Annotated in this window: 23 protein-coding genes and 4 pseudogenes; 11 read left to right on the plus strand and 16 right to left on the minus strand. The window is 63.9% G+C overall.

What is annotated here, in order from left to right:
* Window positions 1-28: 28 nt before the first annotated feature.
* Window positions 29-1,228, minus strand: coding sequence for a hypothetical protein (locus AB0H42_RS31465; protein WP_357062665.1), 1,200 nt, complete (start codon window positions 1,226-1,228; stop codon window positions 29-31).
* Window positions 1,225-1,431 (minus strand): hypothetical protein, encoded by a 207-nt coding sequence (locus AB0H42_RS31470; protein WP_357062667.1) that lies wholly within the window; start codon window positions 1,429-1,431, stop codon window positions 1,225-1,227. The genes AB0H42_RS31465 and AB0H42_RS31470 overlap by 4 nt, the downstream gene beginning before the upstream one ends.
* Before the next feature lie 25 nt (window positions 1,432-1,456).
* Between AB0H42_RS31470 and AB0H42_RS31475 the strand changes: the two are divergent.
* Window positions 1,457-1,750, plus strand: a pseudogene (locus tag AB0H42_RS31475) (integrase core domain-containing protein); the annotation flags it as partial.
* Window positions 1,751-2,140: 390 nt separating this feature from the next.
* Here AB0H42_RS31475 and AB0H42_RS31480 read toward each other — a convergent pair.
* Window positions 2,141-3,145 carry a hypothetical protein gene (locus AB0H42_RS31480; RefSeq protein ID WP_357062704.1) on the minus strand — a complete coding sequence of 335 codons (1,005 nt, stop codon included), beginning with the start codon at window positions 3,143-3,145 and terminating at the stop codon, window positions 2,141-2,143.
* 162 nt (window positions 3,146-3,307) lie between these two features.
* Window positions 3,308-3,568, minus strand: a pseudogene (locus AB0H42_RS31485) (helix-turn-helix domain-containing protein); the annotation flags it as partial.
* Window positions 3,569-3,719: 151 nt separating this feature from the next.
* On the opposite strand from AB0H42_RS31485, the gene AB0H42_RS31490 reads away from it, so the two are divergent.
* From AB0H42_RS31490 to AB0H42_RS31500, 3 genes are read left to right on the plus strand one after another with little or no spacing between them, the layout of a single operon-like run.
* Window positions 3,720-4,016 (plus strand): hypothetical protein, encoded by a 297-nt coding sequence (locus AB0H42_RS31490; RefSeq protein ID WP_357062668.1) that lies wholly within the window; start codon window positions 3,720-3,722, stop codon window positions 4,014-4,016.
* Window positions 4,016-5,215 (plus strand): hypothetical protein, encoded by a 1,200-nt coding sequence (locus AB0H42_RS31495; RefSeq protein WP_357062670.1) that lies wholly within the window; start codon window positions 4,016-4,018, stop codon window positions 5,213-5,215. Before AB0H42_RS31490 ends, AB0H42_RS31495 begins: the two co-directional genes overlap by 1 nt.
* A complete protein-coding gene (locus AB0H42_RS31500; RefSeq protein ID WP_357062672.1) occupies window positions 5,205-5,621 on the plus strand; it encodes a hypothetical protein in 417 nt (138 codons plus the stop codon). The genes AB0H42_RS31495 and AB0H42_RS31500 overlap by 11 nt, the downstream gene beginning before the upstream one ends.
* Here AB0H42_RS31500 and AB0H42_RS31505 read toward each other — a convergent pair.
* The 4 genes from AB0H42_RS31505 to AB0H42_RS31520 all read right to left on the minus strand — a co-directional run bounded on the left by AB0H42_RS31505 (window position 5,618) and on the right by AB0H42_RS31520 (window position 8,775).
* Window positions 5,618-5,851, minus strand: a complete 234-nt coding sequence (locus tag AB0H42_RS31505) for a hypothetical protein (protein WP_357062673.1) — start codon at window positions 5,849-5,851, stop codon at window positions 5,618-5,620. The two genes, AB0H42_RS31500 and AB0H42_RS31505, sit on opposite strands and share 4 nt — an antisense overlap.
* Window positions 5,852-5,998: 147 nt before the next feature.
* Complete coding sequence (locus AB0H42_RS31510) at window positions 5,999-6,703, minus strand: hypothetical protein (protein WP_357062675.1); 705 nt, start codon at window positions 6,701-6,703, stop codon at window positions 5,999-6,001.
* Between the two features lie 235 nt (window positions 6,704-6,938).
* Window positions 6,939-7,487: a GNAT family N-acetyltransferase gene (locus AB0H42_RS31515; RefSeq protein WP_357062677.1), complete on the minus strand. Its 549-nt coding sequence runs from the start codon at window positions 7,485-7,487 to the stop codon at window positions 6,939-6,941.
* Window positions 7,480-8,775, minus strand: a complete 1,296-nt coding sequence (locus tag AB0H42_RS31520; protein WP_357062678.1) for a helix-turn-helix domain-containing protein — start codon at window positions 8,773-8,775, stop codon at window positions 7,480-7,482. The genes AB0H42_RS31515 and AB0H42_RS31520 overlap by 8 nt, the downstream gene beginning before the upstream one ends.
* Before the next feature lie 382 nt (window positions 8,776-9,157).
* Here AB0H42_RS31520 and AB0H42_RS31525 point away from each other — a divergent pair, with 382 nt between their 5' ends.
* Window positions 9,158-9,460, plus strand: coding sequence for a hypothetical protein (locus AB0H42_RS31525; RefSeq protein WP_357062680.1), 303 nt, complete (start codon window positions 9,158-9,160; stop codon window positions 9,458-9,460).
* A gap of 156 nt (window positions 9,461-9,616) precedes the next feature.
* Here the strand turns inward: AB0H42_RS31525 and AB0H42_RS31530 are convergent, their stop codons facing one another.
* Both AB0H42_RS31530 and AB0H42_RS31535 read right to left on the minus strand, forming a co-directional pair.
* Window positions 9,617-10,057 carry a hypothetical protein gene (locus AB0H42_RS31530; RefSeq protein WP_357062682.1) on the minus strand — a complete coding sequence of 147 codons (441 nt, stop codon included), beginning with the start codon at window positions 10,055-10,057 and terminating at the stop codon, window positions 9,617-9,619.
* 79 nt (window positions 10,058-10,136) lie between these two features.
* Entirely contained in the window at window positions 10,137-10,679 is a 543-nt protein-coding gene (locus tag AB0H42_RS31535; RefSeq protein WP_357062683.1) for a hypothetical protein, read from the minus strand.
* Window positions 10,680-10,778: 99 nt separating this feature from the next.
* On the opposite strand from AB0H42_RS31535, the gene AB0H42_RS31540 reads away from it, so the two are divergent.
* Together AB0H42_RS31540 and AB0H42_RS31545 are read left to right on the plus strand one after the other, a co-directional pair.
* Window positions 10,779-11,315 (plus strand): NUDIX domain-containing protein, encoded by a 537-nt coding sequence (locus AB0H42_RS31540; protein ID WP_357062685.1) that lies wholly within the window; start codon window positions 10,779-10,781, stop codon window positions 11,313-11,315.
* A gap of 748 nt (window positions 11,316-12,063) precedes the next feature.
* Complete coding sequence (locus tag AB0H42_RS31545; protein WP_357062687.1) at window positions 12,064-12,366, plus strand: hypothetical protein; 303 nt, start codon at window positions 12,064-12,066, stop codon at window positions 12,364-12,366.
* 133 nt (window positions 12,367-12,499) lie between these two features.
* Here the strand turns inward: AB0H42_RS31545 and AB0H42_RS31550 are convergent, their stop codons facing one another.
* The 5 genes from AB0H42_RS31550 to arfB form a co-directional block, all read right to left on the minus strand.
* Entirely contained in the window at window positions 12,500-12,811 is a 312-nt protein-coding gene (locus AB0H42_RS31550) for a hypothetical protein (RefSeq protein WP_357062689.1), read from the minus strand.
* A 187-nt stretch (window positions 12,812-12,998) separates the two neighbouring features.
* A complete protein-coding gene (locus tag AB0H42_RS31555; protein ID WP_357062691.1) occupies window positions 12,999-13,739 on the minus strand; it encodes a hypothetical protein in 741 nt (246 codons plus the stop codon).
* A 33-nt stretch (window positions 13,740-13,772) separates the two neighbouring features.
* Window positions 13,773-14,903: a hypothetical protein gene (locus AB0H42_RS31560; protein WP_357062693.1), complete on the minus strand. Its 1,131-nt coding sequence runs from the start codon at window positions 14,901-14,903 to the stop codon at window positions 13,773-13,775.
* A 422-nt stretch (window positions 14,904-15,325) separates the two neighbouring features.
* Window positions 15,326-15,679, minus strand: a complete 354-nt coding sequence (locus AB0H42_RS31565; RefSeq protein ID WP_357062694.1) for a hypothetical protein — start codon at window positions 15,677-15,679, stop codon at window positions 15,326-15,328.
* A gap of 517 nt (window positions 15,680-16,196) precedes the next feature.
* On the minus strand, window positions 16,197-16,625 hold the full coding sequence (arfB, locus tag AB0H42_RS31570; RefSeq protein ID WP_357062696.1) for an alternative ribosome rescue aminoacyl-tRNA hydrolase ArfB: 429 nt from the start codon (window positions 16,623-16,625) through the stop codon (window positions 16,197-16,199).
* A gap of 225 nt (window positions 16,626-16,850) precedes the next feature.
* Between arfB and AB0H42_RS31575 the strand changes: the two genes are divergently transcribed.
* Window positions 16,851-17,672, plus strand: a complete 822-nt coding sequence (locus tag AB0H42_RS31575) for a CPBP family intramembrane glutamic endopeptidase (protein ID WP_357062698.1) — start codon at window positions 16,851-16,853, stop codon at window positions 17,670-17,672.
* Window positions 17,673-17,777: 105 nt separating this feature from the next.
* On the opposite strand, the pseudogene AB0H42_RS31580 reads toward AB0H42_RS31575, so the two are convergent.
* A pseudogene (locus tag AB0H42_RS31580) lies at window positions 17,778-17,849 on the minus strand (deaminase); the annotation flags it as partial.
* 232 nt (window positions 17,850-18,081) lie between these two features.
* Here AB0H42_RS31580 and AB0H42_RS31585 point away from each other — a divergent pair.
* The 3 genes and pseudogenes from AB0H42_RS31585 to AB0H42_RS31595 all read left to right on the plus strand — a co-directional run.
* Complete coding sequence (locus tag AB0H42_RS31585; RefSeq protein WP_357062699.1) at window positions 18,082-18,717, plus strand: DUF2461 domain-containing protein; 636 nt, start codon at window positions 18,082-18,084, stop codon at window positions 18,715-18,717.
* Window positions 18,718-19,001: 284 nt separating this feature from the next.
* The gene (locus AB0H42_RS31590) at window positions 19,002-19,265 is read left to right on the plus strand and encodes a hypothetical protein (protein ID WP_357062701.1); all 264 of its coding nucleotides are present in this window, start codon (window positions 19,002-19,004) and stop codon (window positions 19,263-19,265) included.
* A 236-nt stretch (window positions 19,266-19,501) separates the two neighbouring features.
* Window positions 19,502-19,669 (plus strand): annotated as a pseudogene (locus AB0H42_RS31595) (pyridoxamine 5-phosphate oxidase); the annotation flags it as partial.

Consider the following 19,669-nt stretch of genomic DNA (forward strand, 5'->3'; position numbering starts at 1 on the left):
AACTCCACTCGCATTGATTGTCAGCTGCTCAATCGCCGCGAGGATCCGAAGCATCTTCGTAACCCTCTTCAATCAGAGAATCGGTCAGACTTTCAGAATTACCGCGCGAATCAAAGAAACGCACCTCGGTCACCTCCGTCAGAGTGTAATCGCGCCCCGGCCGTTCCTGCTTACCTCGCGCGACCATCAATAAACTGCGACCGTGAATCTCGACCGCTTTCCTATATTCCGCACCAAGATGCACTCGAATATGAGGCGCTTCACTACCCTCCAGGATTTGAAGCGTGACGATACCTTCCTCCTCCGGATCCGCGCTCTCCAGCTTTACAACTCTACCAACGACAGTAACCGTCGACGACTTCTCCTGACGACTCAGGTAGACCGACGCAACCTCAAGTGGCATGACATGCTTAGGCTCGAAATCAACTCGATCCAGCGCGAACCGGTCATCAGATTTTGGACTCCATGAAACGCTAGTCTCGACGCTAGCGGAAGAACCGAGATTATCCTTTATTCCACGGACCAACTCCAGCGATACTCCATCCTGCACCGCCTCCAGGAATACACCAGCGTTGCTGTGCCGAATAAATTGATCGGAAGACTCAGGCACAGCAGACAGAGCCGAAAAGAGCGTATTAACTACGTCCCGTCCGGTAGGACCAAAGTTCGATTCGTACACACCCGACCGACCATCGATTGGTAAAGCTCCTACGGGCGATAGCGCAGTGACGACGTAGCTTCCAACGCGCGTCTGCCCCATTCTTACCTGAGACATATATCGGCTCGCAGCCTTCCAGCGCCGATTTCGGAAATGCGACTCGCGACTTTCGGTACTCTTCGCAGCCGCTACAAGCATTTCCTTAAGGCCTAACATCTGCTTTTCTCCCGACTCCCATAAGATAGATCCCGCGATGGTCTCCTCATCCTTGGAGTTGGTAATTTCATCGCTCCCCGGAAGAAGGAATTGAATGACGATATCTTCAGCGCTTTTACCCTGCGCCGAGTATATGACGGAAATTGCCTCACTTATTCTCCGCCGGTAGTCACGGATGTCCTTCCTAACCGGAATAACAACCGACGGCTCAGATTCATCATCTAACTTAACCCACTGCCGGGCCAGGCCAGGAATTCCGCCACTCTGTGACCAACCGAGGGTGCGCAAGACTGTCTCAAAGTCCGCCGGTTCAATCTTTTCCAATTCATCCGGAGCGGGAACATATTTTGTCATAGAAACCCACCGCCGCCCAGCACGCGCAATATCCGGCACAACTCCGGCGCGTCGAAACGCTGCTCATAGGGAAGTCTAACCGTCGTCTTCTCGGCACCAGAAGCCTTAACACCCTTTAAGTTGACCCAGAACATGGAGTTCCTAACCGTCAGCTCGTGGTGAGTGGAATGGACCCAGTCATCGACATTACGCGGCGCAAGCATAACCACCAAGAGCCGAGGATACAGTCAGTTCACCTCATGGGTTTTCGGTGAGAAGATCCGCTCGGCCGGACTGCTGCCATCGTTCGGGACCGTCGGTGACGGACTGGACAACGCCATGATCGAATCGTTCTGGTCCTCGATGCAGATCGAGCTACTCGACCGCAAGAAATGGAAAACCCGCGTCGAACTCGCGAACGCGATCTTCGACTACATCGAGATCTTCTACAACCGTCAACGCCGCCACTCGTCACCGGGCTACCGCACCCCGATCGAGTTCGAGCTACTCTCCGAGAAGACACCCATCACCGCTGCCAGTTAGCCACGGCCACTGGAACCCATTTGGTGGGGCAGGTCAACTCCGGTTGCTAACCGACAGTCCCAAAAGGGCTGACCTATGTGCCGCGCGCCTATCTTGGACCCGAACGATCGCTCTGGTCGGGGCAGCAAAACCCGCCAAGCAGACCGCGGTCGAGCTCGGCATCCATTCGGTCACGTTGTCGTAATGGCTGCGCATTCTCATTGAGCGACCACCCCCACGCCTGCCCGATCGCCTCACCATCTGAATACAGGTAGGCGTCGACTCGGCGCAGCGCCGCCTCCAGGGACTCGAACGGGTCGCCGCTCGCGATAGCTTTCACATAAGCGCGCGTACACATCCTGCACGGTGTCGCGAATCTCGCGGGCGTCCAGCTGGTCGAATCGACAGATTTCAGTCGACTACTGCGCCTTTCGCCGTGATGAGCGCGTCGAACCGATTCCGGAACTCGTCACCATCGGAAAGGGTCTCGGCCGAGTGCCGCACCGGTGCCAGCGCTTTGAGTGCGCGCGGAGACGACAGCCAGCCCTCCAGCGCATCGAGCACCGGTGCTGCCGCATCGATCGCTGACCGCGTGTCACCGGTGCGGGCGAGCGCCGCTGATTTCCAGGCTGCCCTGTGCACAGCGTTGCCCGCACTCGCCGGTTCACCCGCGACGACCTCGAACAAGCCGAGCGCCCGCTCGTGACGGCCGCTATCGGTGCAGGCCCGCGCCTCATGGAACCGGATCTCGGAATGGCTTACGAACCGCAGCCATGGAGTACACTCGCCCACCGGCTCATCACCGATCGCATTGTCTATTTCACGCCAGGCCCCCGACATTGAACGCTGGACACCGATCCAGTCACCAGCCGTTCCGTGTGCGGCGGCCTCACGTGCGGCGATCAGTGCGTGTATCCGTCCCGCCGGCCGCCGCCGCACCAGACTTCCGGCGCGGCGAGTGAGTGCGAGTGCATACGACGGGGACGCTCGGCCGACACGCGCCAGGGTTGTGGTCTGCAGGGCAGCGTTCAGGCACGCATGGACGGTTAGATCGTCGTCGTCCGCCGTGAAGGCCAATGACAGCGCATCGGAATAGCAGCGCCAGGCCAGTCCGGTGCGCTCCGCATCGTAAGCGAGCCAGCCGGTTTGAACAGCGAGCTCGCCTACTGCGGACATCCACGCTCGGCCAGTCGCATCGTCGAAGACACAGTTGTGCACCAGCGCCTGACTACGCTCCAATGCATCGACAGCAGTGGGCAGGAGCCCTGCACCTCCGACTCTCTGCTGGGCGGCCTCCAGCTCGGCAGTGAATGCGTTGAGACGGTCCACATCCGCCATACCGATGCGGGACGGATTCCACTGCGGCAACGTCGCGACGGTAAGCGCGGCGGCCTTGCTGAATTCGCGGCGGTTCACGTCTGCCTCATCCTCTACGCCTCCAGACGGCGAGTGTCGCTGTGCTGCGGCCCGCGGGGCGGATACGGCGAGAGCGAATCGACGCATCTGCTCCGGACTCAGCTTGGCGAGCCAACTATCGAGGTCGGCGGCACGTTGCCCGCGCACCGGCCGCGATTCGGTGGCACGTTCCCATTTTCGCACGGTCGCAACAGACCACCCGATCTGTTCGGCGAACTGCTCTTGGGTCATCCGCAGCGCGGCGTCACGCAGCGCCCGCACCTCGACCCTTGTCCAAACCTCCACGATCATGCGACGCCCCCTGTCCATGCATTCCTGCCGGAAGCGTATCGGCTCCCCGTACGGCTGTCCTCGAGATGGGGTCCCGGCCGATGATCCTCGTCGCACAGATTGCCGCTCGAATCGCTGTTCTGGCCAGCACATTACGAAGCCGACGGCTGCGGGAAGGCGCGGGGACCTGGTTCAGCCGGCCGTTCGGTCAGGGCAGCCTTGGTAGGCTTATTCCGGCTCGAAGGCGGTGCGCTCGAGGCCGCAGTTTCCGGGTCGGCACTGCCGCAAGGCATGGGAGGGCACCTTGTTACAGGCAGACATAGACAAGCTGAACGAGCTCGCGCAGAAGCTCGAACAGAACGGTAAAGCTGTCGACGATCTGGACATCCGTACCAGGCCGAGCCCATCACTGCCCGGGGTCGAGATAGGTCAGTCGTTCGCCGAACTGGCCGAGAAGACCGAAGGCGCCTACCTACGAATCGCCGACCGGATGCGGGCTGTCGCCGGAGCGACGAGAGCGTGCGCGAACGACCTGAGCATGACCGATGAAGGGTTCGCGGCCAGAATGAACGAACTCGACTTCAAACCCGCGCAGAGCTGATGAAGATTTCGAAATCCCAGCTGGAGCGCTGGGACCTCACAGCCATGAACGACTGGGCCGACGCTCTGAACAACATCAACGAGCAGGCGATGCAGGCCATCGACAGCACCCGGAACTACTTCACCGACGCCGGAACCCACTGGCAGGGAGCCGCCTTCAACGCTGCGTACGAGCGCGTCTCCGAAGACCACGATCAATCCCGTCGCGTCTACTACGAAATCTCCGACGTGCCCGGGATCATCAAGAACGCGGCAACCGACCTGACTTCACTTCGCGGCGTACTCCGCGGCAAGGCCGACGACGCAGTAGAAGCGGGTCTCCGCGTCGACGACGACTGGACCGTGCACGGAACCGACGAGGCACAGGTCAAGACCCATCAAGATGCGATTCAGATCGCATACGATGCGCTGGCCCAGGAGGTCTCCCGGCTTCAGATCGACCTCCTGAACCAGGCGGGTCTGATACGCGCGGCAGGTGACCTGCTCGGATCAGGAAACTTCATCGACGAGCAGTCGACCAACAATCGACGACAAGCACTCGCGAAGCTCTTCCACGACGACCTGCTCGCCCGGTTCAACGTCCCAGTGGACCCCGATGGCATGACCACCTGGCCCAAGCCGCCGCTCAGTTGGGGTTTCGGCAGCCAGGAGATGACAGCTGAAGAGGCCAGACTCCTCGACGATCTGGGACTCCTCGGAGCCCGCGACGCCTACGGCATCTACAAGACGGCGATCCACGAAGCCGAGAATGTATTCGACAGCGCCGGGATCACCGACGGCCATTCGGACGCGTTCCGGCACGCCTACTGGAACGCGATGCTGGCGAACCGATTCGGGCCGGAGTTCACAGAGGAGTACACGAACGCCCACGAAGGGACGTCCAAGAACTCTGCTGCCGCCGAAGCAATGGACCTGCACAATAACGCGGTCGGACGAAGAATTGCCGGGGAGCACCCCGATGCGAGCCCGGAGGAACTGGCGACCTATGTCAAGGAAGCGGTGCTCCGAGGCGATATGGTCGTCGTCGGGCCGGACGGCATGCTCACACCCAGCGACCAGGTCGCCATCGGTGAGACCGGACGCGCTGACGGGCCACCGGCAACGGGCGGCACCAAACCTCCACCGACCGATACCGAGTTCACTTCGGGCGGATACAACCCGGGAAGCGACGGCGAAAGTTACGGCACCTATGACAGCTAAGAAGGTCCTGCTCGCGTTGCTGGTGTGCGCTGCGATGTCGCTGACCGCGTGTTCTGACCATGGAGGCGTTACTTTGGAAAAGGATCAAGCCCTTTCGGCCGAACTGGCCGAACTGCGCCAGAACGGTGGATCGGTCAGCCTGTACGAGCTGACCGGCGGTGACTGGGACTCTGTTTATGTCTCGCACCAGCCGGTCTCCCGCGACTACATCGAGCGCGAGGTCGGGGGGAAAATCGACATGGACGAGACGTTCATGCAACAAGGCAATATCCTCGTCTTTCTCAAGAACGGCGAGGTTGCACGGGCAACCTACATCATTCCTGATCTCCTTCAGCCTGGTGAATACTCCAGCAGTGTTCGAATCACGGCCGATGGATACCCTGCGCTGCTCCAGATGTCAGATTAGGGCATTCGACCCCCGTAGACGATTTCGATGGTGGGAACGGCGCTGGCATCAAGTGCGTTGAGCCTGTCGGCGATGTAATCGGAGTTGCCGCCATCGTCTCCTCGCCGGCCCAGGTTTTCCAGGACGCCGGGAAGACCTTCGGTCCCGCCGTGTCGCACCAGCACTTCTGCCGCGTCGACCTCCACATTGATGATCTCGTCGTCGAGTAGCTCGATGAGGCAGGACCTCACTTCAGGGAGATGTGGGTATTCACCCAGCTCGGCTATCGCATCCAGCCGGACGCCGGTATCTGTCCCTGGAACGAGTTGGCGCACCCGCGATGGCCGAGTCGGGGCTCATAGGGGATCTTCTCGGCGAGAGCTGATTTCCGCAGGTGGTCAGTCAACAGGGCGCACCGCAAGGCGGGTCGCCTTGATCACGCTTTGCGCCATGAGCAGGTTGCCACCCGCGCCGATTACCACCCCGATACCGAAGGGGGCGGCCCGACCGAGCACGAGCACTCCTTGACGCGTGCCGTACCGGGTGACGAAATTGGGGCCGAGCACCCGGTTCACCGCCCGGATTGTGCTCGTAGGGACCGAGTTCGCCAGGAGCTTACCCAGGTGAGCCCCCGTCCGGCCGGCCGCCTTACCGAAAATCGTCGAGCCACTGCCCCCGGCGAGCACTGTCAATACGACTGCCTTCTGGTGCTCGAGGTCTGCAATATCGAAGCCGTACACCCGCACAGCAGACAGCACATGGGCTGCTGCAGCAGTCATGAACCAGGAGAAGTCCCCGCCTGTCATCGCTAGCGCTGCAGCGGTTCCGGCCCCTGGTACCGCGGCCGCACCGCCCATAGCCGCGCCAGTCGCGGTTACCGACGACATGAATGTGGTCTCGAGCCTTTTCAGCAGCTGTTCGTTCGTGTCTTCTGGATGGCGTCGACGCAATCGCTCGACCCGTGAATCGACCAGTTTTCCGGCGGCGACCAGTGCCTTGTCGAACAATGCCATCGTGTTCGATGACTTCTTCGAGTCGGTGCCGGCATCGGCGGAGCCCCCGTTGTTCTCCGGTTCTTCGTCCTGGCACGCCTCGGTCACCACCGTTATATCTCCCCTACTCGGCCAGTAAGAGCATCCCACGTTGCAGCGCAGGTGGCGACCGACTGGAGGAAGGCCGCGACGTTTCCTGCCCGCACGCGGTACCAACTGCGCCAGTGCGGATCTGCAATCCCGCCCGGCATCATCCCCCGTTCCACAGCGCAGGTGCGATCGGTTCGATCGCCTTGCAGGCGGCGTGGTGGTCTCCAGCTTTGCCTCGATAAACAGGCGCGTCCGATCACAGCGGCAGAGCCCGAATCAGCACGTCGAATGTGGGCGCCCCCTCCCAATCAGGACGCTGAACGCCGACCCGGTACCAGCCCCAACGCCTATACCGCACATAAGCGCGCTCGTTACGCGGATCCACCAGCAGCGTCGCCCGCTGCTCCCGTCGGGCGCCGAGCAGCTCGTCGTGCAGTGCCCGCGCATAGCCTCGGCCGGTGTGCTCAGGAACCACCATGATCTCCGAGAGCCCGAACGTCCGGGTCCCGTCCTCACGGGTGAACTGCGGATCGTCTTCATCGAGCCGCAAACTGTCCCACTTAGCGGTTTTCGCGCCGAGTGGCCACCCCCACGCCTGACCGATCGGCTTCCCATCCACGTACAGCACCACCAGATCGAAGCCCGGCGCACGCAGGTATGCGTCGAATCGGTTCATCGACGCCTCCAACGACTCGAAGGGGTCACCGGAGGCGATAGCCTCCGCATAGGCGCGTGCGTAGACATCCTGGACCGTGTCGCGGATTTCTCGGGCGCCTATGTGGTCGAAGCGTCGGAACTCAATCAACTGAATAACCTTTCGTGGCTTTGAGCGCGTCGTACCGCACCCGGAACTCCTCGCCCTCGGCAACCGTGTCGGCCGCGAGCCGTACCGGTTGCAGCACCTTGAATGCGCGGGGCGACGCCAGCCACTCCTCCAGCGCCCCGAGCACCGGCATGCCCGCTTCGATCGCTGCCCGCGTATCACCGGTACGGGCGAGCGCCGCCGACCACCACGCCGCCCTGTGCGCAGTACTTCCGGCGCTCGCCGGCTCACTCGCGGCGACCTCATACAATGCGACCGCGCGGGTGTGGTGGCCGAAGTCGGTGGAGGCCCGCGCCTCATGCCCCCGGATTTCGGAATGGTTGACGAATCGCAACCACGACACGCATTCGTCCAACGACTCGTGGTCGGCCGCGTTGTCCATCTCGCGCCACGCCGCCGACATAGCCCGCTCGACACCACTCCGGTCACCGGCTACCCCGTAACCCGCAGCCTCGCGCGCGGCTATCAGTGCGTGTATCCGCCCGGTTGGCTGTCGACGCGCCAGGGCCCCAGCGCGACGAGTCAGGGCGAGCGCGTATGACGGGGAGGCGTGGCCGGTACGCGCGAGCGCGATGGTCTGCAGAGACGCGTTCATACAGGCATGGACGGCCAGGGCGTCGTCATCGGCCATGGACGCCAGCGACAGCGCATCGGAGTAGCAGCGCCGCGCCAGTTGCATACGGTTCGCGTCGTATGCGAGCCAACCGGTTTCCACGGCCAGTGCCCCCACCGCGGACATCCACGCTCGGCCCGTCGCTTCGTCGAACACACAACTGTGAAGCAGACTTTGGGCACGCTCCATCGCATCAATAGCGGCGGGCAGATGGCCCGCTCCGCCAACGGTCTGGTCGGCGGCTTCCAGTTCGGTCGTGAATGCGTTGAGCCGGTCCACATCCGCCATGCCGATCCGGGATGGATTCCATGTCGGTGCAACCGCCACCGCGAGCACTGCGGCTTTATTGAATTCGCGGCGGTTCACGTCTGCCTCATCGTCACCACCTCCAGGCGGCGGGTGTCGCAGTGCTACGGCCCGCCCGGCGGATACCGCGAGCGCGAATCGGCGCATCTGCTCATGGCTGAGCTCGGCGAGCCAGCTGTCCAAGTCCGCGGCCCGCTGCGCACGCACCGGCCGTGATTCGGTTGTGCGCTCCCATTTTCGCACCGTCGCGACGGACCAACCGATTTCTTCTGCGAACTGCTCCTGTGTCATCCGGAGCGCGGCGTCACGCAGCGCCCGTACCTCGACCCTTGTCCAAGTCTCCACGATCATGCGGTGCCCCCTGTCCCTGCATACCTAGCGGAAGGGTAGCGCTTCCCTATCAATGCTGTGCCTGGGACGGCGAACCCCGGTGGATGACGCTTGATCCGGCCTCGGCGCCGGGCCGAACTATGCGGTTGGACAGCACATTACGAGTCCGCCGACCGTGGAATTCCTCGGCGCCGGGTGCCTGCCATGACACCCGATTAGGAGGCACTGTGCGCGAACGACCACCTTTGCCCAAGCGACCCGCGCGAAACCGGGCAATCGAAGCGACCATCCGACTGTGGCACGACCAATACTGCCTCGATACAGCGACGCTGGAACGGGTGGTGGCCGGCCTCCGCGCCACTTCCGATGCCCCGGAACCGGCTACCGACGCCGACGTCGCGTCATGAGCCACTCGATCGCGTTCGGCTGGATCGACTACGACATCAGCCGTGCACCCGAATCCGATCGCGAACGGATACGCCGTCTCGCCGATCAACTCGGCTACCGGCTCGTGTGGCCCTGCGAACGGTCGGTGCTCCGAGTGATCGACCAGGTACGCAATGCCGGGGCCGACCTGGTGATCCTGCCCGCACCCGACCACCTCGGCCCGCTCGAACTCAACGCGGTAATGGACATCGCCGACGTCGAGACCGTGCTACCACGCCTCAGCTTCGCCCGCTGGACATCGGGGCAGGTGACACCATGAGCGCCCTGGTGGTAACGGGATTTGTAATCGCGATCGGACTACCACTGCTGGTGATCGCGGCGACGATCTGGTGGCCCTGACGATCGGCTGCGGGCCGACCCTGGCCCCGGTCTCCAATCTCCCGGGTCTTTGGCCAGGTCGGTAGCGCACGCGCCTCTACTTGTCGGTGTAGTAGACCGTTATCGACCGACCCCCCTCGCCGTCACCATCCCCAACCAGCGGTTTGAACACCACGGTTTCGACCGACACATCGCCCAGGCGGCCGAGGGTCTCATCGGCGAATTTCTTCAGAAGATGAGCGGCCCCCTCACTGCCCGTACCCGTGGGAGAAGCTTGCGAACTGTGGTAGACGACGTTCGAACCGGCTGGAATCGCGCCGGAGACCTCGACATCGTTGTCCAAGGCGTAGTACACATCGACTATCGGCTTGAACTCGCCGTCCTCAGTAAGCACAGGATGAAACGTCATGTCCAGGACGGTGATCTCGCCCAGAGCATCCATGGCGTTCGCGATTTCTCGGAGGACGTCCGAGAGCCGCCCTCCAGCTTCCCCTTTCGTCCTGAAGTGCAGCTGCTTCCATTTGGGTATCACGTCCATGAATTGCTCCGATCAGGATGTAGCCACGACCTGCTCATAGCGAGCCAGTATGTTGTATGAGGGACGAACAGCCTGCCGATCAGGCGCGTGCGGCACCTGCAGGCCAGACCACATCCACGGCCACCCCGCGCTCCCGCGCCAGCTTCACCACGCTGCCGGTGCCGCCGGCCTCGCCACCTTCCCCGTCCCACACCGCGACCAGCCGGTCAACCGACCCGAGCAGAGCCTCGTTCGCCGCCTCGTACGCCTCCCGGCCGGCGTCCTCGAAACCCATCACCCGAACCTCGGCCGCGCGGGCCAGCAGCTCATCGAACACCGGAGCGTGATCGGGCTTCACCTTGGCCTCGCGGTAATTCCGGGAGGGCAACACAACTTCCAACCGGCCGCCGGCCTCGAGCACCGCTTGCGCGAACACCGAGTCGGCTCCCCGGGCGATACAGCTCACCCCCACCAAATCGGGAACCTCGGCAAGGTGTCGAGTGATCTCTTCACGCACCAGCACCGCGGTTTCCTCGGTGATGTTCATGTGCCCGGTCACAGCGACCCGCATAGTCAACTCCTGTTCGTTGAGCAGCGGGCGGATCCGGTCACGCAACTCGGCGACCGCGATGATGGTCTTCACCCGCTCCGCTGGTCGTAGAGCTTGCCCCCTCGACCTGCACATATTGTGGCGGGTTCCGCACGCATCCGCCTCCAGGACGGTTCCGCTACCGTCGGATAGGTGAGCGATACCCAGTGGACGATCCTCGGTGAGCAGCTGGTCGACGAGAACAGGCATATCCGGCTGTCGACAGCAGACATTCGTCTCCCGGATGGGGTGGAGTTCACCCAGTACGTCGCCCGGATACCGCGGTGTGCGATGACGCTGGTAATCAACGACAACCGCGAGGTACTGCTGATGTACCGGCACCGGTGGATCATCGACCAGTGGGTGTGGGAGCTACCCGGAGGGTACGTCGACCACGCCGAAGATGTCGCCGCCGCGGCGGCCCGTGAGGTCGAAGAGGAGACCGGCTGGCGTCCGCGCACGATGCGGCATCTCGTGACCTACCAGCCTGCGATCGGAACGTTGGATCACCCTCAGGAGATCTACCTGGCCCGCGGTGCCGAGCTCACAGATACCCGCCCGGACATCAACGAAGCCGAGACTATCCGCTGGATACCCCTCGATGAGGCGGTACAGATGATCGACCGCGGCGAGATCGTCGGCGCGGCAACCGTGGTGGGTGTGTACCGGGCGCTCACACTGCCCGAGTGATCGCTACCCGCTCACGAAACTCCCCTACCGCCGGAATGTCGCGGTAGGGCGCGAGTCGTGCGCACGTCTCGCAGGTAGGCATGTGTTCGGCGGGATGCGGCGACCACATAGCTCGGTGAGAACCTCCGCGATCAGGTTCGGTCCGGGTGGCGTCGGCTCGCCGGCCAGCCATCGGCCTACCGATGTGTGGTCGTAGCGAAGTTCGACACCAACAGCGCGGCCACGCTCAACGACCCGGCGCGCCAAACCCTCTCGGCTGCCACGGATCTCGTCGAGCAACTCCGCCAACTGATGTTTCGGCTGTTTGGGGTGACGTCCCATCACCGGAGTGTGTCACGGGTATCGCACCGATGACGACGGTTGGCTTCTTCTGCACACCCCTGTGCACACACCGGGCCGGCGCGCACGCCTTATTTGCCGAGGCGATGCGCGATGAGCTGGAGCGACTACCGATCTCGAACACCAGGGGACCCACATGACCAGATCCGAGGCTGCTCAGCCTCTGAACACCCGTGAGGCGCATATATTGCGGCGCCCTGCTTCCTGGCTCACAGTTGACCGTCGGGCGGCTCGCCCGTGGAACCCGCGTATGTGAGCACACTGTCCGGGGAGTCGGCCGCGCGCTGGATAGCGCCGGACTGCTGGTCGATGGCAGCGGCTTGCGTCGTTCGGCATGGCAGACGACCACGTTCGCCCATCGCTGGTCAGCGGCGCTCGGCGGACGATCCATACTCGACGACTCTGCGTCATGAGCCACTCGATCGTGTTCGGCTGGATCAACCACGACATCAGCCGAGCACCCGCGACCGACCGCGACCGCGTACACCGCCTCGCCGACCGACTCGGCTACCGCCTCGTATGGCCCGGCGAACACTCGGTGCTCCGAGTGGCCGACCAGGTACGCAACACCGGCGCCGACCTGGTGATCCTGCCGACGCCCGACCACCTCGGCCCGCACGAACTCGACGCCGTACTGGATGTCTGCGATGTGGAAACCGTGATACCGCGCCTCAGCTTCCCACGCTGGACCTCCACACAGGCCACACCATGAGCGCCTTGGTAGTGGCCGGTTACGCCATCGCGATCGGACTACCGCTACTGGTGATCGCGGCGGCAATTTGGTGGCCCTGATGTTCGCAGCGGACGACATCGGCCACCTCAGCCCCCGGGGCGGGTCTGATTGTTCAGATGTTCAGGAACTCGAGATGGACGATACGAGTTTGCGCGTCACGCTCGTCGACCAGAACCTTACGGAAAACAAGATTTCCCGACGGAGAAGTGATGTGATCGCGGGCGTAGAGAAGCTTCGGCGAAGAGTTCGGATCAGGACCGGCAATCGTCGAAATGGACAACGCGTGCCCGGGCCCGAGCGGGGTGGAATACCCGGAGTTCTCCAGCATCCATACCAGATCCGGCGGCGTCAATTCGACGGCCAGCCGGAACCGCGGCTCGCGGCCGGCCTCCTCCTTCTTCACCAGCAAAACCTTCCCGTTCACCGGAAGAGTCCACCCACCGTATTCGGTCGCCTCACGGATGAGCTCCGGGCCGGTACCGGTTTCGGTATCTGCGTCCGCCTCACGATCGACTGGCTCGGCGCATCCCACGCCCGCCAGCGAAACGAGCATCAGCAGACCGACGAACAGGACACGCAGCGACGCCCGGAGAACCCGCGGCGACCGACTCTCATCGGGTGGGGTCGGTGCGGTCGCCCTTCCGGCTGTCCGGGGGGTCCGGAAAATCGATAGCGCCATTGGTAGGTACAACCCCCTCGTAGTGTTGGACCGACGATGTCCCGAACATATTGAACTCCTGGGCATACCCCGCGGTGTGCAGGCCGCCCATCCGCTTGTCACTGATGTCGAAGCCGAGCAGTTCGACGCCTTTCGGGCTGGGCCCGGAACTGTCCCAGTTGTAGCGGTCGAAGACGTAGCACTTGTAATCGACCACGACGGACGGCTGACCCCCGTCGGTTTCCGGAGCCCGGACCGTGACCACGCCACTCGCGGTGAAGTGCACTGCGTTCACCGCGAAGTACCAGTCCCCCTGTGTTTCCTGATCGAAGGTATGGTCCTCGGTCCACGGCTGCTGGAATGTGACGGTTCTCCCGCGGTTCGCCGGATCAGAAGCGACTTGTTGCACAGCGAGGGTGACGAAACTGTCGACGCGCCGCTTCATGATCGGATCGTCGGTCATCATCTCGTCCGGGCTGATGGTCAGATCCTTACCGCTGTTGCCGAGATAGTGGCGGAGGTTCCGAGCCGCGTTCGTCCATCCCGCGGCATCCGCCGCGACCGCTCCTCCGAGGGCGAGCTTCGCGAATGCGGCGTCGTCCGCTCGGCTGTACCAGGGCTGCGAACCGTGTGCCCCCTGCCCGGGATCTGTCGGCGGCAACGGCATCGCCATTCCCGGGATCTCCGGTGCCATCAGAACACCGTCCCGACGTTTGTCACCATGTGCTCAACCTGCGGATGCATTACTTTCCTCCCACCACACGTTGTCACCGAACCCATACTTCGCGACGCCCGGGTCGACCACGACTTTCTCCGGCACCTCGAAATCGACCGAGTTGTACACCGGAGCCTTCCGCCCAGGGGCGTAGTCCACAGCGCCGGAGATCCTCTCCAGGATCGTTGTGATGGTCGTATGCCGCGATTCGGCGGCGTTTCTCAATTCATCGAGCGCCGACCGGATCTCGGTCCTCAACGATTCCGGCATCGGGTTGTCGACCAGCGACGCCCAAACACCGAGCGGAAACGACGCCTCCTGGTGGCTGATCGACTTCAGCACCAGATCACTCAGGCCGACAGCCTGGTTGAAGACCAGCCGGTCCAGTACGAGCGCGCCGTTCTCGACGATCTTCGCGACAGCATCGAGATCGATACTTCTGTCGGCCATTGTCCGCGCCGCGGTGCCGGTGCCGGTCCCGAACGCCTGCGCGGCGTCACCGGTCCAACTGGTCTGCAGCCATCTCGTGCCGTTGACAAGGTTCTCCGAGGCGACATAGTCGTTGATGCCGAGCCAGCCGATCCGCTGGCCGATCGCCTGCAACGCCTCCCAGTCCGCAACCAGCGGTGCAAGGTAGTCCGCGACGGGTTTCAGACCGATCGCCGCGGCGAAGCCGTCGTCGTAGACCTGTATCTGGTCGATCGCCGCGGTTACCACCTGGCGGACGGCGTACTTGATCTCCGGAACGTCCGGAAAGCTGGGCAGCTGCAGGCCATTGAATCTGTAGACGCCCTGTTCCGGTCCGGCCGAGTCGGCGGCGCCCGAACCGGCGGGCAGACCATTCGACGCTGTGGAAACTGCGTTCGCCGTGGCACCATCTGTCGTCTGATAGGTGGCCGCTGTCGAAGAAAGGTTCGTTCGGAATGTCTCGACGGTTGTCAGATCTGTTCGCTGGGCGGTAGAGATCGTTGTCTGAAACTTCTCGAATGACGGCGTCAGCGTAGCCATCAGTCCCGTCGTATCGGCCGGAAGGGCCGTCCCGGGTAGAAATCGGGAAGCGTTCGAGATGAAGTTCGCTCCCATATCGGTGAGATCCAATCCGAACCCGGCGAGGCCTGCCAGATCGACCTTCACATCAGTCACAACGTCTCCCCTGCACTTGCACACGACCTCATGCGCACCCATCGCTTCTGACCGGAACAGTCATATGACATGCGGGACCAGGTGCTGTACAAATACTTCGAGTCCCCCCTCTGAACCTCGAGTCGAGGATACCTCGTATACACGAGAACGGAGCGGTTCAGCGCAACCGGCGCCGACCTCACCGACACCCGGCCGGATATCAACGAAGCCGAAATGATCCGGTGGGTTCCGCTCGACGAAGCGGTGCGGATGATCGACCGCGGCGAGATCGTCGGCGCCGCGACCGTGGTCGGTGTGTATCGGGCGCTGCTGGAGGACCGCGGGTTGGTGGCCGGCCGCACGCCCGAATCGGCGGACCTTCGTTCACCGAACGGCTCGACGCCACCTACCCCGTCAAGGGCTGACCCCGCGGCCCCGTCCGATCAGCAGCCCTTCGGAGCCCGCCAGGCGTCCTGCGCGTAGGTGGTCGAGCCGACCATGGCGCCGATCACGCCGCCGATGATCCCGAACGGGATGGCCCCGATAAAGAAGAGGGGCAGACCCGTGATCGCGCCGATCGCGGTTCCGAGCGCGGCGCCCAGGCCGGCCCGGAGTTCGATGGAGTCGCCGGGCGCCATGCACGCCGCGATGGGCGCCACCGCCCCGGACCCCGGAACATCGGGTGCTTGCACCGGCGCGACCGGCACGGGCGCCGGGGCGGGCGCGGCCACCGCGACGCCCCCTGATCCGACAATGAGCAGCACGGCAATGACGCTGCCGAGCACGGTACGGGTCAATATCTTCAACGTATGCACGCAGATCCCTGATCAGTCGAAAACGCAGTGTGCGACCTGAGTAGTCAGATCTGCGACCATAATGTCGTATCGGTCGGTGTAATGCGCGCTTTCGGTATCTCGGTCGGAGCGAGCCAGAAACCGTGCTCGCCGATGATCCGGCCTACCCCGCCTGCCCCTCCTGCGCAGGTAGACCCCGATTTCCGTCCTCCCCCATGTCGTCGGCTCGAAGGAGTTGCCGTCCGATTCTCGAATCGGCCGCCGGCACCTCGCAGGGTCGGGTCGAGTCTGTCCGAATGCCCTCATGACTGCGGTGCGCCCGGGACTCGTCATCTGGGATATCGACCGCATCCTGATCCCCGCCGACCTGCGATGGCTGCTGACCGGGGCCCGGTCGGACCCGTCGACGAGCCGCCGGCAGTTCCGAAGACCTGCGAAAACCCAGAGCACCAATGACAGCTGCAAAGGTATTGGTCTTCCGGACACCGATGGTGCGGCAAGACACTCGCCGCCGAGCACGCTAGTCGTCGGGAAAGGCGCGGCGGTTTCGCTTGGTGACGCCGCGCCGCTTCTTCGCGGCGATGCGACGTTCCTTCGCGCCGCGCGAGGGCTTGGTGGCGCGGCGAACGGGCGGCGGAGGGGCAGCGGCGTCGCGCAGTAACGAGGCCAGGCGTTCGCGGGCGGCCGCGCGGTTCTGCAGCTGTGCGCGGTGCTCCGAAGCGGCGATCGTGAGCACCCCGTCGACCAGGCGGGTCGCCAGGCGGTCGAGCATCCGGGTGCGCAGCCACGCCGGTACGGAGGGCGAGTTGGCGAGGTCGAACGACAGCTCGACCCGGCTGTCGGTGGTGTTGACGTGCTGCCCGCCCGGGCCGGACGAGCGTGAGAACCGCTCGCGTAGCTCGGAGGCGGGTATCACCAGCGTCCGAGTCACGGTCAGGTCTTCTGCCATGATCCGATGCCGTCTTTCCGATGCGCGAGTCCACTATCCCAAGTGGCTGAATGGTGACCTTGTCGTTCACGATAGCGACGACCTTGTCTACGGGTAACTGGCAGCACGCGCGGACAGTAGTTTGTCACTCTCGCGTACTACTGAGACTGTCGCCCGCAGGGTGATGTGGCATGGTCCTGCTCGTTCGTAGTCTCGCCGTACTGCACAACGGCGAGAGGACTTTCAATGGCTATCCCCACCGAGCGGAAACCGCCGATACAGCGGTTCCGGGTGCCGGTTCTGCTCGTCGGAACGGTCGTGTTGCTGATCGCCGCCCGGGGGCTGGACGCGCTCGTTTCAGGTGTGCCTGTGCTGCGTTTCTTCCTCGGGATCGGCGCGGCCGCCGGGGCGATCGTCGCCTACACGTGGCTTTCCCGCCGTGTCGAGAACCGGCTGGAGGTCACCGAACTGGCCGCCGCGGGGCGGTGGCGCGGGCTCGGGCACGGCGCACTCGTCGGCGCCGGGGCTTTCCTCGCGACGATGCTGCTCACGGTCCTGTTCACCGACGCCGACGTCACCGGTGGGTCGTTCGGGGCCTGCCTGGGCGTGGCCGGCGCGATGGCCTCGGTGGCGGTCACCGAGGAACTGCTGTTCCGTGGCGTGGTGCACCGCATCCTGGAGGAGCGGACCGGCAGTATCGTCGCGATCGCGGTCTCATCACTGATCTTCGGTCTGACACACTCGGTCAACAGCAACGCCACGCTATGGGGCGCCCTGGCCATCGCGGTCGAAGGCGGTGCGCTGCTGACCATTGCCTACACCGCCACGCGGTCGCTGTGGCTGCCGATCAGCCTGCATTTCGCCTGGAACTTCACCGAGTCCGGCGTGTTCGGCACTTCGGTATCCGGCGCCGACGGCGAACCCGGCCTGCTGCGCACCGTCCTTTCCGGACCGGAGGTACTTACCGGTGGGACGTTCGGTCCGGAAGCGGGCCTCTTCGCGCTGCTGTGCTGCCTGGTCCCGGTGGTGTGGCTCCTCCACGGCGCGAAGCTCGTCGCCCGGCGCTGACAGGTCACCCTTGCCTGGCGCCCTTTCACCGCGATGAACCATCCCACCTGAGGCCTCGGGCTGCTCGCCGAGCCACGCGAGGTACTCCGGGCCCTCGAGGCCCTAGAACCCGGGCCATCCCACTCCCGACGCGTAGCCGTCGGGAGAGGTGATGAAGTCGACGAGAAGCTCCGACATGGCGATGTCCTTTCCTACGGTGTCACGAGCTTCGACCGGCCGGAAGCCACAAACTCATCGGCCGCGCGGTGGGGTAACAGTCGCCGAGAAGCCGGAGCACGACTCACCCGAGACCCGCGCCGAGGACATGCGTCCCGCGGACGCGGCGGGCATGAAGATTCACACGCACCCGGGAATTGACCGGTCGACTCCCCGTCGTCCCGCTCGTACGGCGGGCGATAGATTCGACGGTATGAGCGAGTTCGCGGGATTCCCGATCGCGGGGCCGGACTTCTACGAGGATCTCGAGGCCGATAACTCGAAGATGTTCTGGACCGCCAACAAGCACATATACGAGGACGCCGTGAAACGGCCGATGACCGCGCTGAGCTCCGAGCTGGAGCCGGATTTCGGCCCGGTCAAGATCTTCCGTCCCTACCGCGACGTACGGTTCTCCAACGACAAATCACCGTACAAGACCCATCAGGGCGCCGTCGCGCACACCGCGCCGGGAGTCGGCTGGTACGTCCAGATCGGCGCACCCGGGCTGTTCGTCGCCGGCGGCCTCTACGCGGCCTCGCCGGAACAGCTGTCCCGCCTGCGCGCCACCCTGGACGACGACGTGCGCGGCGCCGAGTTCGAGAAGATCTTGGACACGCTCGTCCAGGCGGGCTACGCCCTCGGCGGCGACAAACTGAAGACCCGCCCCAAGGGCTATCCGCTCGACCACCCGCGCATCGACCTGCTGCGGCACAAATCGCTCGTGGTCAGCCGGGAGTTCGGCACTCCGGGCTGGCTGAAAACACCGCGCGCCGCCACGGAGGTCCGCACGTCGTGGGAGAACCTACGGCCCATCGTGGAGTGGCTCGGGGCCGTCGTCGGCAACTGAGTCCGCAGCCGGGCCGACGATCGGTCAACCTCGGGCCTCACTACTTCGACCTACCCTCTGATCACAGCGCGACTGGATCGGAGTCGTTCCCCAGAACCCGGCCCGCGCTGTCCATGAGCACGACTTCCCTCTCAACCTGCCGATCGACCCCCGAAGCTTGACCGCGCCCGGGGGAACATGAGCGCCGCCGAAACCGAACCGCCTGTTCAGGGACGATGCGTGTGTTCGCGAATTTCGACATCGCCGGGTGGGGGCAGTCCCGCCCGGAGAGAACGAGGGACAGAGTGCAGCACGATTATCGCTCCACGCTGCTGGAGCAGATGCGGAAGTACACGCCCGCACTCCCTCCGGGGAAGACGGATTCGCTGCGCACGACGGTGATCGTAGGTGAGCTCTCGCTCGCCTCCGTCGATCTCGTCAGCGCGCTGGTCGACCATGCAGTGCCCGTCGACCCGCGGGACATGCCCACGCTGCGGTGGCTGCTCGAAAGCGTCCCGGTGCCCCCGGACACCCCGGCCGACCTCGCCGACCGGCTGGTGGTCGAGTGAGGGTCGCCGACTCGACAGCGGCGCGCCGCAGCATCTTCTCGGTCATGCACCCCGGTGGCACCCGACATCACCGGGGGGCATCTGAAAGCCGCTGATAGCGCGAGCTCGAGAACTATTTCCTGTCAAGCGCGAACGCGCAGCGTCCTCTTCGCCTACACGACGGCGATAGGCGCCTCGTTCGCAGCCCCATACGCCGCCGGGGGAAGAGAGCCACCGACCGGCCGGTTACATGCTGTATGCCGAAACCCTTTACCGAAGCCGAACGCCATGAATTCTTCGCGGGCAAGCACATTGCGGTGCTGTCGGTCGCGGCGACCGATGGACGGCCGCCTGCCTCGGTCCCGATCTGGTACGACTACGTCCCGGCCGGTGATATCAGGATCAATACCGGCGCGAACCGGCGC

This window comes from Nocardia sp. NPDC050799 (assembly GCF_040654015.1).
In the GTDB taxonomy this organism is placed as follows: domain Bacteria; phylum Actinomycetota; class Actinomycetes; order Mycobacteriales; family Mycobacteriaceae; genus Nocardia.